Origin of the sequence: Aliiroseovarius sediminis (assembly GCF_022678485.1) — a bacterium.
GTDB lineage: Bacteria > Pseudomonadota > Alphaproteobacteria > Rhodobacterales > Rhodobacteraceae > Aliiroseovarius > Aliiroseovarius sediminis.
The window spans coordinates 1-15,036 of the sequence record NZ_JALBYP010000029.1 but is presented as its reverse complement, the minus strand read 5'-3'; the positions used below and the strand labels follow the sequence as shown (position 1 = coordinate 15,036).

Below are 15,036 nucleotides of genomic sequence, written 5' to 3'. Positions count from 1 at the left end.
CTTGCTGTCGCAAGATGAGATGACAACCCGGCAACGTCTGGATCGGCAACCAACGGTGACATTGGCATCCGGCGCGCTTCTGTCGGTGTTATGCCATACAGCCTGCGAAACGCACGCAGGAACTGGTTGCTGCTTGAAAATCCGTATTTGTGCGCAATGGTTGTGATCGAGTCTGATCTGCTTTGGTGCAGGTTTCGGTACGCTGCGGCCAGCCGCCGTTCGCGAATGATTTGTGCGATACCGTTTCGGTTGGGAAACATACGGTAAAGCTGCGCGCGAGACATGCGGAAGTGATCGACCAGCATGTCCGGCCCCAATTCGGTATCGCCCAGGTGGTTGTCGATGAACTCGACAATCTGACGTCGCACGGTTTGATGCATTGTCGCGTCGCTGGTGCCTGCTTGGGGCAGGCGTCCCGCAACAGCGGCGGCAAACAGGTCAATTGTCGCATGGTCCATCATCATTGCGTCCTTGACGGGTATGTCGGCCATTACATCCGCAAAGCCGAAAGCAAGGTTCGTGATAATTCGTGTGCTCGATTGTCCTGCGCGCAAAACCGTACCGTGCGCGCTTCGACCACCCGTGGCTTTATCAATCTGGTCGCGCGGCATGTAGATCATAACGCTGGCACCCGCACTTTGGATGTCCTTGTGCGGTTGGGCGTAATCCCAAACACCGATATCGCCAGGGTTCAGTTTTATTTCGGTTCCATCGCAATCACCGATCAGGGCCCCCTTGACGAAAAAATCCAGCTGGTAGCCATCAAGCCCGTTGCGCGCGATCATTGCGCGATCACGCACGCATTTGCGGGCACTGAATCTTCGTCTGCCGACCATGAAAGACCCAAACATCCGCGATTCAAGATGCGCCTGAACGACGTCATCTTTGGTTGGTGGAGTGAGCCGGTAAAACGGAGCGGCAAGCGTTGCCCAGAATTCGTTTCGGTCTCTTATGGAAATTTCTTCTGTCGTTAATGTCAACATTTCACTTGATGGCATTTTTTGATCTTCCATCAGACATGGGTAAATTTTTATCTGTGATAAAAATTATTTATGTGATGGTTGCATTCATTCAAGCTGCCTTTTCTCTGTGGTTAGTTAGCTGATACTTAAATGTGACAATAATCCTCTAAAAGTTTAAATGAGATGGGCTGCCGAACAATAAGAGACGCCTTGCCTTGAGCGCTGCGCTGCGGCGCTGTATGAGGGCTTTGTATCATTCGGCTTTGCCGTCTCAATTAACCACGATTGACCGCCTATGCCTTGACCATTTGGTGTGAGGGAAGGTTGGACTTTTACGAAGAAAGAGTTTCCTGATCCATGTCTTGTCCGTTGCTTGTTTGTCAGACGATTATTCGGTCCTTCTTCGCAAGTTCAGACAAAAGGACTAGGTGGTGCCCGAAGCGACGGTTTAGTGCAGTTTTTCAGGCGGCTCTGGTCGCCCTAACATTCATTTTGGTGGCCTTGCCGGGGGTTGCTTCGGCACAGAATGTCGACTGGGCCTTGTCTCTTAATGACAATGGATTCGACCCGACGCCTGATGGTCCTGTGCCGGCTGGTGGTACTGTAACATACAGCGTGACGGTGCAGAATGGCGGGCTGGATGGTGCGTCCGCGACGACGCTTGATCTGGATATTCCAGCCAACACCAGCTTGACGGGCGTTTCCGGCACGATCGGGCCTTGCGCACCGTTGCCAGCGACGGGACCGACAACCGTGACCTGCACGGTGCCCCCAGTGGCGGCGAATGAAACCGTGTCTCTTGCAGCGGATGTCCAGGTTGATCAGGCTGGCACAATAACATTTAGCGCGAGCGTGCCCGAGACGAATGGCGTTGAGACGGACTTTGATACGGCAAACAACGCACGGACTGAGAACACAACCATCGCGGCGGGGGCCGATGTCGGGCTGACAGTGGATGGACCTCTGGGTGGTACTGCGGCATCTGGTGATACCGTCACCTATACCTTCACGGCCGAAAACTTCGGGCCGAATGATCTGAACAGTGCTGTGCTGGAGTTCCCGATCCCGACCGGCTTGACGAACGTGACGCCGCCGGCCGGTTGTTCGCTGTCCGGCGGCACGTATATTTGCACCATTCCGGGGACGGTGCCGGTTGGTGGCACGGCCAGCTTGGATTTCACGGGGCAGATCTCGGCAGCCGCCGGATCAACCGTAACCGCGGTTGGCAGCATAAGCGGCGGGTCGCCGCGCGACCCTAACACCGCCAACAATACGACGACCACCGACACCGCCATTACTGCGGGCAGTGACGTGCAGATGGCGAAGTCGCGTGCGCCAGGTGGCTCGCTTTTGGTGGGCGATCAGGTCACGTTCACGTTGTCGCCCAGCTATACCGGCAGCAATCCGACGGGCTTGACGATTACCGACACTATCCCGCCGCAGTACCAGATCGACTCGGTCGATCCCGCTCCGGGCAGCGGCTGGGTCTGTGATATCCAAGCGCCAGATGTCAGCTGTGAATTGACATCTGGCAGCGGCGCGGGCGCGAATGTTCCCTTGGGTGATGTCACGATCACCGCGACCGCGATCAGTGCGGGCAACCCAACGAACACTGCCAATATCACCGCAGATGGCCCGGCCGATCCCAACCCGGGAAATAACAGCGACACAGACGGCGGCGCCACGGTTTCCGATCCGGTTGTGGACTTGTCGGCCAGCAAATCGGGCCCTACACCGCCGCTGGTTGTTGTCGGAAACACCTATGATTTCGACATTCGAACGCAGAACGTCGGGAATGCCCCGTTTTACGGCACAGTGGTGATGACCGATGATCTGCCCGCTGGGTTGACTTACACCGGTGCCACGCTTCGGGGATGGACTTGTACGCCGCCAACTGTGATTGGGCCGGCGCAAGTTGTGTGCGAACGGACATATACCCAAGGATCGCCCTTGGAGCCCGGGGCCTCTACACCCCGCGTAACCCTTCAGACCGAGGCGACAGCGTCGGGGACGATCACCAACTCGATGACGGTCAGTTCGCCTGATGCAAATATCCCGGATCTGAACACCGGCAATGACACCACAACATCGACCGTGACGGCAGGCGAGCCCACCGTTTCGGCGGACATCTCGTTGATTAAAGGGCGGGCGCTTGCGACCGTTGCTGCGGGCGAGGTCCAAACGTTTACGTTGGAAATTGTCAACGCGGGACCTGAGACATCACGCGATATCGCGGTTGACGACGTGTTGACCAAGCTGATCAACAATACAGCCGGTGCCACGGACGCGGGATATGTAGGAGAGACGATCAACGCCAACGCCGCAACCGGCGTGACTTGTCAAAACAACCCAGGCGGTGGTTTCAGCCGTGTTCTGGCATGCACCATTGATGAACTGCCGGTTTGCACGTCTGGTGTTGACTGCCCCGTGATCACTGTAAGCGTTCGCCCCGGCGGCAACGCCGAGGCTGGCCGGACCAACTCTGCCAACGCGACGTCCACAACGACGCCGGATCCGAACTTCGGCAACAACGCTGATAACGCCACTTTCGATGTCGAGGCGCGCACTGATGTTAGCCTGACCAAAGTCGGGTCGCCCGATCCGGTCGCGGCGGGACAGGATCTGACCTATGTGTTGACCGCGACCAACCAGGCGCGCGGGTTTAGCCGCGCCGATGCGGTAACGATTACAGACACCTTGCCGCATGATGTGACGTTCATTTCCGCTTCACCATCTGCAGGCTCTTGTTCGGCCGTTCCGGCTGCGGGTTCTGTCACGGGACCGGGCAACGATCAGCTTGTTTGTGATTTGGGTTCAATCGGCCCAGAGGCACAGCAGACGCTGACAGTGGTCGTGCGCCCCAATACCATTACGCGCAGCACCCAACTGACCAACACCGCAACCGTTTCGACCAGCACGACCGAAACCGATACGGGCAATAACGATGCCACCTCGATCGTCGACGTAAGCGACCCTGAGCTTGACCTTGTGATCAACAAGAACGTCAGCAATGGCTTGATTGCCGTGGGTCAGGATACGGATTACACAATTACCGTTGACAACCGCGGGCCGTCGGCTGCTGAAAACGTGGTTGTGACGGATGATATGCCGGCCACCGGCATAAGCTATCAATCCCATACGGTTCCGGCTGATGGCACCTGTTCGACCGTTCCATCTGTTGGGGATGTCGGGGGGCAGCTTGTGTGTTCGTTCCCGTTTGTTCCTGCAGGGGAAGCCCGAAGCATCACGCTGACGGCGCGGGGCACGGCCAAGGGGACGGTGCTGAACAATGCCAGCGTGACCTCGGACGAGGTTCTTGCCGGTTTCGACACCGATACTGCCAACAATAATGCTGATGAACCGACAACCATCCGCACCCGCGCTGATCTGGAAATCACGAAGACGGCACCGACCGCGCCGGTCAACCTCCGTGATACCTTCAATTTCACGATTGATGTGGTCAACCGCGACGACACCGGTCCGCTTCTGGCAGAAGCGGATGATGTTGTCGTCTCTGACACCTTGCCGGGAGATATGGTTCTGACAGCGACGCCAACGGTCACGGTCGTTTCGGGTTCTGCGTCTGCTTCAACCTGTGTGGGGGCTGCGGGGGCCGGCACATTCTCGTGTGATCTTGGCACGCTCAGCTCGGGCGGGGTTGTTCAGATCAACGTGCCGGTCAAACTGACACGCGTTACCGCGTATCCACAGGATTTCACGAACCAGACCTGGGTCGAGACAAGTTCGCTTGACATTAATCCCAGCAATAACAGTGACACGGCAACCGTTACCGTTAACTCGTCGTCGGTGTCGGGCAACGTCATTCGTGACTTCAATAACAACGGGGTGATGGATACGGATGATACGGGGATTGCCGGGGCTCAGGTGACGCTTACGGGCACCTCAAGCGATGGTGATCCGTTCACGTCTACGGTCACGACAGATGCCAATGGCGATTTCATCTTTCCGTTCGTGCCTGAAGGCGATTATACGATCACCCGCGGAACTGTGCCCGAACCACACTTGAATGATGGCGTTGCCAGCGTTGCCAGTGCGACGGCAGGTGGCACGGTTCAATCGGCCACGGAAATCGCCAATGTCGCAGTCGGGTCAAATACCGACGAAAGCGGCTATTTGTTCGGGCTGGTTCCACAAGCGCGGATCGGGATTGCCAAGCAGGTGACGGCTGGTCCTACGATCAATGCAGATGGCTCGTTCGATGTCACCTTCCAGCTGAATGTCGAAAACCTGAGCCTTGAGCGGCTTGAGAACATCGCGATCACCGATCCGCTTGGCAGTTTCGGTACGTACACGGCTGCGGCGGGTGCGTTGGCGGCGGGGGAATACAGAACTCTGTCGGCGCCTTCGGGAAGCTGTGGCGGTGTTAACGGTGGCTTCAACGGCGCTGGCGATCAGACTGTTGCCAGTGGCTTCGGTGTGAATGCGGGTGCATCCTGTACCCTTGACATATCACTTCAAGTGCGGCCGAACACATCGGATCAGACCTTCGACAACCAAGCAACTGTCACGGGCGAGGGAACCCTGACAGGCCAGACATCGGCCACCAATCCGCAACTGAGTGATCCGTCCCACAATGGCCCCAACCCGGACCCCAACGGCAACGGTGTCGCCAACGAGCCAGGCGAGAACGACCCGACCCCAGTTGCGCCGGCATTCTCGCCGTTGATCGAGTTGATCAAGTCAGGCACGCCACCTTCGGTAGTCGAGCCGGGGCAGGATGTCACGTATACGTTCGAAGTGCGCAATACGGGCAATGTAGCACTGACCGGTGTGGTGATCAGCGACCCGCTGCTTGGGGCAAACTTGACGGGTGGCCCAATTACGTTGCAACCGGGCGAGGTGAACGACACCGAGTTTACGGGCAGCTATACACTGACCCAAACGGATATTGATGCAGGTCAGGTCGCGAACACTGCGACCACGACCGGCACCGACCCTTATGGCGCCGATACTTCGGATGTTGGCAGCACAGTGACCACGATTCCGCGCAACCCATTGATTGCGTTTACTAAGACTGCAGATGCGTCGCAACTGAGCAGCCCGACAGTGATCGGGGACGAGGTTACCTTTACCCTAACGGTCGAAAACACAGGCAACGTGACCTTGTCCAATGTGCAGATCGACGACCCGATTTTGGGTGGGGTTGTGTCTGGTGTGGTGACCTCGCTTGCGCCCGGCGACACGGACACCGTCAGTGTCGTTTATCAGGTGCAACAATCCGACCTTGACGCGGGGTCGGTTGACAACACGGCGACCGCCAGCGGCGATGGACCTTCGGGAACGACTGTCACGGCTACTGGGTCCACCAGCTCTCCGGTGGCTCAAAACCCGGCGATTTCGTTGGTCAAGACAGGCACGGTCACGAACCCTGCGCAGCCGGGCGATGATGTAACTTATACGTTCCGGGTCGAGAATACAGGCAACGTGACGTTGACCGACGTTCAGATCAACGACCCGATGCTAGGCGGGGCCGTTGTGCCCACTGCTCCGGTCACGCTTGCGCCGGGTGATGTGGACACGACCAGCTTCAGCGCGACCTATCCCTTGACTGTGGCTGATCTAGATGCCGGGCAGGTGGACAATACGGCCACTGCGTCTGGCCTGCCGCCAGCGGGTGGCCGTGTCAACGCGCCCAGCAGTGAGTCGACGAACTTAACGCAAGACCCGTCGATTGCGTTGATCAAGCGCGCCGACTTGTCGGGCTTGTCCACACCGCCGCAGGCAGGTGAGGTGATCACCTATCGGTTCGAGGTGCAGAACACCGGCAACGTGACGTTGACCAATGTGCAGATCGACGACCCGCTGTTGGGTGGCCCCGTGGCGCCGACCGCTCCGGTCACGCTTGCACCAGGAGAGGTTGACACGACCAGCTTTGCAGCGCCTTACACCGTGACCCTTGCCGATGTCGATTTGGGCGAAGTGCGCAACCAGGCGACCACGACCGGGACGCCGCCTGTCGGTGCTGATGTGACAGACCTGTCCGGAACCGACTTCACGAGTGATGGCGAAACGGTTGTTAACTTCAACCAAAGTCCTGCGATCAGTCTGACCAAAACGGCAGATGCCTCGGCCCTGTCCACGCCACCGCAAGTCGGCGATCTGATTACCTATACCCTAGTGGTAGAGAACACCGGTAACGTGACGCTGACCAATGTTGAAATTAGCGATCCGCTTTTGGGCGGTGTGTTGTCCGGCGTTGTGACCAGTCTTGAACCGGGCGACAGTGACACGGTGCAGGTCCAATACAACTTGGAACTGGACAAGCTGGACGCGGGCGAAGTCGTGAACACCGCGACTGCGACTGGCACTGATCCGTCCGGAAACCCGAATACGGATAGCGGAAGCACCACAACGCCGCTGACGCGAGATCCCGAAATCCGGTTGATCAAGACCGCTGATGCGTCGGCGCTGACCGACCCTGCCATCGTGGGTCAACAGATCATTTACAGCTTCGCGGTCACCAACACCGGCAACGTGTCGCTGACCAATGTGACCGTTGATGATCCGATGTTTGGAGGAACGCTGCCGGGCGGGCCCATCACATTGACCCCCGGTCAGGTGGACGACACGACTTTTGCCGCGACGTATACCCTGACCCAGCAAGATCTGGACGATGGCCAAGTGTTGAACGAAGCGCTGGCGACTGGAACGCCGCCTACGGGCGGGGATGTATCCGATCAGTCGGGCGCGGATAACACCACCGATGAGCCGACCATTGTTCCGGTTGCGCAAGACCCAGCGATTGAACTGGTGAAGGAAGCGCAGGATGCGATTTACGAAACCACCATGGCGACGGTTGGCGATCCACTAGATTTCACGTTTACCGTGACCAATACCGGCAACGTGACATTGACCAATATCACAATTGACGATGCGCTCGCGGGGGTGACCGTTACCGGCACGATCCCAAGTCTGGCACCGGGCGCGGTCGACAGCACATCCATTGAGGCGACCTATGCGCTGACCGCGGCAGACATCGCGGCGGGTCAAGTGGTGAACACGGCGACCGTTACGGGCGAATACTCTGACCCGTCGGGCACACCGCAAACGGTAACAGACGACAGCACCGACACCGCAATTGTCGCCAGTGTCGAGGCATTGCCAGAGCCGTTCCCGCCTTTCACCACGAATGGCGGCACGACGACCAGCATCCTTGCTTCGGACACGTTCCGCGGCGACCCAGCAACCTTGGCAAACGTGGCGATCACGGTCATCTCGGAAGATCCAGGTGTCACGCTTGATCCGACGACGGGCCTGATCACACTGGCACCCGACCAGCCAGCCGGAGATTACGAGGTTACGTATCGCATTTGCAGCATCGACTTCCCGGCGATCTGTGACGAAACGACCGAGACGGTAACACAACTTCCGCGCCCCTCGATCGACGTGGTCAAGACGCAGGACGTGACTGACAACGGCGACGGGATAACCGGGGTTGGCGATACCGTCACATATACGATCACGGTTGAAAACACCGGGAACGTGCCAGTCGAGAACCTGACGTTGACTGATACTTTCACGACAATCGACGGAAGGCCTTTGACGCTGGATACAGGTCCGACTTTCGTATCGGCCACTGACGGTTCCACCGAAGGCGAGTTGGAGATCGACGAAACTGCGACCTATACGGCATCTTTCGTTCTGACGATCGAAGCGGTCAGCGGGGGTGGTCTGTCCAACAGTGCCACCGCTGAAGGTGATCCGATTGATCCTCCGGGCATTCCTGATCCGTCCGATCCTGTCAGCGACGATTCTCATGACGGAAGTGGCTTTGATGGTCCGACTAGGTTGCCGGTGGACCCGTCGCTGGCCGCAACCGGCCTGACGATCGAAAAAACTGCCGCGCGGCGCGTGGTCGAGCGGGGCAGCGTCGTGCCGTATACGATCACAGTGCGCAACGAAAACCCGGTTGTGGCAGGCGTTCTGGACATCGTTGATGTGCTGCCATCGGGCTTTCTGTATCAGCCTGACAGCGCGACACTGGATGGCAATCCGATACAGGTTGAGGTTGCCGGGCGTGTCATCACCTGGCCCGACGTACCGGTACCGCCACTGACCACTGTTACGCTGACGCTGGCAGCGCGGGTCACAACGGGTGCCGATCCGGGTGCGCATGTGAACACCGCCAGCCTGCGCGATCCGGCCACCAATGGATTGTTGGCGCCGGTTGCGACGGCCACGGTGCAGATCATGCCCGAACCGGTGTTTGATTGCGGCGACGTTATTGGCACGGTCTTCGATGACCAAAACCGCGACGGGTATCAAAACCAGGGCGAAATCGGCATTCCGTCTGTGCGTGTGGTTGGTGTCGATGGCACGATCATCACGACCGATGATCATGGGCGGTTCCATGTGCCGTGCGCCATGCTGCCGGCGGATCGGGGTTCGAACTTCATTCTGAAGCTTGACACACGTTCGCTGCCATCGGGTTACCGTCTGACGACCGAGAACCCGCGCGTGAAGCGCCTGACGCCTGGCAAGATGTCCGAAATGAACTTCGGCGCGTCGATCACGCAGGTGGTTCGGGTTGACGTGAATGCCCGCGCTTTCCGCACGGATGCCGCGGGGCGGTTGGCCCTGACGCGCCCGTTGGTCGATGGCATTGAAAAGCTATTGCCGACAATCGCGGGCGAGCCTGTGAACCTGCGCTTTGCCTATCATCTGGCCAAGGACGCCACCGCGTCTGACGTTCGCGAAGCACGCGAAAGAATGCGGATATTGGAACGCCATGTGCGCGCGATCTGGAAAGATGTGGGGCGGGTCAAACTGACAATCGAGCAAACCATCATCCGTTCGGGCAAGTAACTAGAAAAGGGTGTGACAAATGAGCTTTGAAGCTTCTCAAGCCATGTTCGGAAAACATTGCCGCTTGTTGCGGACGACCGCGCTGACGGCGGTATCAGTTGCCCTGATAGCGGCAAACCCGGCGTGGGCCGAAGCGCCAGAGTGCGATGACGCGATGATCCCGCAGCCCGAAGATTGCGCCCGCGCCAATTCCGATGTCATCGTACGTATGCCAACGGGTAAGAACACGGAAATGATCCGCACTGCACCTGGTGGCGATTTTGCGTCGTCTGGTTTCTCGATCTCGGTCGATGGTGATACTGTCGCCGGGGCGCCTGCACCAAAAGATCCACGCAGGCCCGACGATATCAACGCCGCGGCGGCCGACGTTCAGGTTCGATACGATGGGCTTGACCGTCGCCAACTTTTGAATGTTTCGACCTCTGATCTGCGTGCCGCGTACCGGGCGGGCGAGACGATCAATTTCCGCGCTTCGACCAACTATCCGGCTGCCATCGCGCGCGCTGAAATCCGTGTGATTGACCGCAGCGCACGTGGCCGGCAGCCGATCACCGTCTTGCCGATCCGGCCAAATGGCACCGCTTCTTGGACCATGCCACAAGGTGGATCGGGCGACTATGCCTATGCCTTGCGCGTCTATGACCGCGCGGGGCGGTTCGATGAAACGGTCTGGCTGGACCTTGACCGCACAACGCGCGCCTTTCCGACACATGAAACCAGCGGCGGCCAGGTGATCGCGGCGGGCGAGGGCGAAGATCGCACCCGTATTCGGCACATTCCTGTGCAAGGTGGGTTGGTGACAACATCAGGCAAAGGGCTGATGCCCGGTGCCCGCGTCAACATCATGGGCGAAGACATTCCGGTGGACGCATCCGGTCGCTTTGTCAGTACTCGCATCCTGCCCGCAGGTGATCACGTCGTTACGGTCAAGATGACCGAGAACGGCCGCACGCGGACCATCCGGCGTGATGTCGAGGTGCCGCGTTCGGAATGGTTTGGCGTTGGCATTGCCGATCTGACCTTTGGCAAGCGTTTCCGCGATGATCTGGTGTCTGCCGATCCAGATTATGATGAAACCTATGCTGAAGGCCGCTTGGCCATGTATCTGAAGGGCACGACGCAGGGCGGATACACCTTCACGACCTCGGTCGATACCGGCGAGGGCGATCTTGAGGATATTTTCAAGCGTCTTGACGACAAGGACCCCCGGCAGGTTCTGCGCCGCCTTGACCCGGAAGATGTGTATCCGACCTATGGTGATGACAGCACCGCTTATGACGACACGCCCACGTCGGGCCGCATCTATGCGCGGATTGAACGTGGGGCGTCCAGCCTGACATGGGGTGATTTCAAGGCCGATCTTCAAGGGGGCGAGTTTCTTGACAGCACCCGTGAACTTTATGGTGCCGAACTGCGCTATGTCACGCCGTCGGTAACCGACAAAGGCGACGCTCGTGCGCAGGTGAAGCTATACGCTGCCCAACCCGATACGCTGCCGCAGCGCGACATTCTGCGCGGCAGTGGTGGATCGGTCTATTTCCTGTCGCGACAAGACATTAACGGCGGGTCCGAAACCCTGAGCGTGCAACTGATTGATCCGGACACGGGGCGCGTGGTGCGGACAACTCGTCTGGTTGAAGGTGTCGATTATGAAATCGACTATTTGCAGGGTATCGTCATTCTGGCGTCGCCGTTGAATTCATCGGCGGCGGGCACCGGACTGATTTCAACCGGAACTGGCAAATACGACGTCAACCTGGTCGCGCAATACGAATACACTCCCACGATGGGCAGCCTTGATGGCACGTCTTTGGGCGCGCGCGCCGAAGGATGGCTGACAGACGACCTGCGTCTTGGCGCCACCTTTACCCGCGACGAAACGGGCACCGCCGACCAGACAACTGCCGGTATCGACCTGCGATATGAGCTTGGTGAAAAAAGTCATGTCGAGCTGGAATATGCGCAGACAAAGGGGCCGGGCTTTGGGCGGGCTGTGTCAACTGATGGTGGCCTGACGATCACCAAGGACGGGGTCGTAGACGCCCCGCGCGCCGGGGCTTACCGGTTCGACGCCAATTTGGACCTGCAAGATCTGGGGGCCACGCGCCCCGGTTTTCTCAACCTGTATTACGAACGGAAAGAGGCCGGGTTTAGCACCCTCAACCAGGACATTACGGAAGATCAGGATCTGTTTGGCCTGAACGCCGAGGTCGAAATCTCGGACCGGCTGACATTCGCAGCGGATTACGAACAGTTTGATCGCGATGGTGGCGATTCCAAGACCGAAGGCGAGTTTCGGTTGAGCTATGACATCAACAAGGTCTGGTCTGTGGACGGGGCAATCGGCCACCTGGACAAGCGAATTATTGGCGACGCATCCGAAACAGGGCGGCGCACCGATCTGGCCGTCCGTCTGAATTATCGCCCCAGCGATGATTTGTTGCTGTATACGTATGGACAAGCGACGCTTGACCGCTCGGGCGGGCTGTCGCGTAACAATCGCGTTGGTGTTGGTGTCGACGCGCGGATCAGCGAAAAAATGAAAGTCGAGGCCGAATTGTCCGGTGGCGACCTTGGCACAGGTGGACGCCTGCGGCTGAACTATTCACCCACAGCGGATAACGAAGTCTATCTGGGCTACACCCTTGACCCGACCCGCACCGGCGCAGGCTATGATCTGGTCGGAAACGATGACGGGAAGCTGACACTTGGTGCGAATTTCCGAATGTCAGAAAAAGTGTCGACCTTCGCCGAGAACAACTGGGATCTGTTTGGCGACCGCCGGTCCATCACGCGGTCTTATGGCGTCAAATACACACCTGATGCCCGCTGGACCTTCGCCGCCTCGACTGAGATGGGCGAGGTCCGCGACATCAATAACGGGAATTTTGACCGTGATGCCTATTCTTTTGGGGTGGCCTATTCTGATGACGACCAGGTGAGCTTCCGCACGCGTCTGGAATACCGCACCGAAAACGGCGCGACCATCGCGCAAGACCGCGACACATGGGCATTTTCGGCAGGCTATGAATATCGCCTGAACCCGGAATGGCGGTTCTTGGCCAATGTCGATGCGCTGTTTTCCGATAGCGATCAAAGCAGTGTGCGCGACGGTGAATACGCCGAGGCCAGCATCGGCTACGCCTATCGCCCGGTTGATAATGACCGTCTGAACCTGCTGCTGCGCTATACGTTCCTGCACGACTTCCCCGGCGAAGATCAGGTGACAGCCAATGGCTCGACCGATGGGCCGAAACAGCGCAGCCACGTGTTTTCGATCGACGGAAACTATGATTTGTCGCCAAAGCTGACTTTGGGGGCCAAATACGGTTACCGACGTTCCGAAATCACCGATCGCCTGACTAGCGACACATGGGAATCAACCGCGCATCTGGGTATCATTCGGGCCGATTGGCATGTCGTTCACAAATGGGACATTCTTGCCGAAGCCCGCATGATGTATACAGAGGAATCCGATATCCGCGAAACTGGGGCCCTGCTGGGCGTTTATCGTCACTTGGGCAATAACGCCAAGATCGGTGTAGGGTATGAATGGGGTCAGGTGTCCGACAACCCCACCGACCTTGACTATGTTGGCAACGGCGTATTCCTGAACGTCATCGCGAAATTCTGATCTATCGGGCACTACCCAGAGAGCTTTGACCTAGCCGAACAGTTCTGTTCGGCTGGGTTATTGGCATGTGTCAGCCCCCAGTTGCCAGCCCGCGGCATGTCACAGCCGCAACTGAGAGACCTGAAACATGACCGCACCCGATCACAAGCTCAGAAAGAGAGAAACGCGCGAAAGTTGGTGATGTCCTGAGGGGCGGCATATCATGGCGGTGTCGAGTCGCCGTCAATTCTCTGCTGAGGAAGGGATATGCCACATGTCAGAGACTACCATCACCCAATTGCCTGATCCATCGGGTTTTACCTCCGATCCCTTCACCGACGTCCTGCGCGAGGGAGCGCGCAAGCTGATCGAACAGGCGATCCACGCCGAGTTGGCGGCGCTGTTGAACACCTTTTCCGGGGAACGGCTGGAGGATGGGCGTGCCCGCCTGGTGCGCCATGGTCACTTATCCGAACGCGAGGTGATGACCGGCATTGGTCCAGTGCCGGTGAAGGTGCCTCGCGTGCGGGATCGCGGCGCAGGCGAAGACAGGATCAGCTTCACGCCCAGCATCCTGCCGCGGTATCTGCGTAAGACGAAATCGGTCGAGGAACTGCTGCCCTAGCTGTATCTCAAGGGTGTGTCCACGGGCGATTTCACCGAGGCGCTGGAGGCGCTGCCGGGTCCGAACGCCAGGGGCCTGTCCGCCAAGATCGTCACGCGCCTGAAAGCCGATTGGTGGAAGGACTACGAGGCTTGGCAGAAACGCGACCTCGGTTCGCGGCGGTTTCTCTACATCTGGGCCGACGGGGTCTACTTCAAACCGCGCATGGCTGAGGAAAAGCAATGCGTTCTGGTGATCGTCGGGGCGGATGAATATAGCCGCAAGGAACTTCTGGCCATGACCCCCTCTCGTGACATTGCTGCGCAATACACTGCCGGGCAGTGGACAGCTTCCGCGAAAGCACCCAAAGCTGGGGCGAGCTGCTGCTTGATCTCAAGCGGCGCGGCCTGAAACAAGACCCCAAACTGGCCATCCGTCGCCCGGCAGGCGATTTGCAAGGCAAATCTGCCGAGAGGGGGTGACGGAGCCCTGGGGTTTTGGACCGCGCTGCGCGAGGTCTTTGCAGCGACGCGTGAGCAAAGATGCTGGGTGCACAAGACGATGAATGTGCTGAACGCGATGCCAAAATCCATACAGGCAAAGGCCACCTCCATGACATCCATTGGCCGACAGTGTATTGCGCAGCAATGTCCCGAGAGACTGGCAGGCCGAGACCAAAGCCGAAGCCAACGTCGCCTTTGATTTCTTCGTCGAAACATACGGTGTGAAATGGGACAAGGCGGTCGCCAAGCTGGTCAAGGACCGCGACGCGCTGCTGACCTTCTACGACTATCCGGCGGAACATTGGAAGCACGTCCGCACGTCAAACCCGATCGAAAGCACATTCGCCACCGTCCGACATGGAACAAAACGCACCAAGGGATGTCTCAGTCGGAAGACCGGGCTGGCCCCTCTCGGCAGATTGCTAGGCAATCGCCTGCCGGGCAATGCATGGCCTTCAAGCTGATGATGTCAGCGCAGAAGAAATGGCGAAAGCTCGACGGTCAAAACCGACTGCCCGAGATCATCCA

Annotated in this window: 3 protein-coding genes and 1 pseudogene; 3 read left to right on the top strand and 1 reads right to left on the bottom strand. The window is 58.4% G+C overall.

Annotated features, from left to right (window positions below; genetic code table 11):
- On the bottom strand, positions 1 to 800 hold an 800-nt coding region (locus MN186_RS08960), incomplete at its 3' end, for a helix-turn-helix domain-containing protein (protein WP_420838919.1).
- A 702-nt stretch (positions 801 to 1,502) separates the two neighbouring features.
- Here MN186_RS08960 and MN186_RS08955 point away from each other — a divergent pair.
- From MN186_RS08955 to MN186_RS08945, 3 genes and pseudogenes are all read left to right on the top strand, one after another.
- Positions 1,503 to 9,788, top strand: coding sequence for a DUF7507 domain-containing protein (locus MN186_RS08955; RefSeq protein WP_242114038.1), 8,286 nt, complete (start codon positions 1,503 to 1,505; stop codon positions 9,786 to 9,788).
- Between the two features lie 19 nt (positions 9,789 to 9,807).
- Complete coding sequence (locus tag MN186_RS08950; protein WP_242114037.1) at positions 9,808 to 13,422, top strand: outer membrane beta-barrel protein; 3,615 nt, start codon at positions 9,808 to 9,810, stop codon at positions 13,420 to 13,422.
- 253 nt (positions 13,423 to 13,675) lie between these two features.
- Positions 13,676 to 15,036, top strand: a pseudogene (locus tag MN186_RS08945) (IS256 family transposase); the annotation flags it as partial.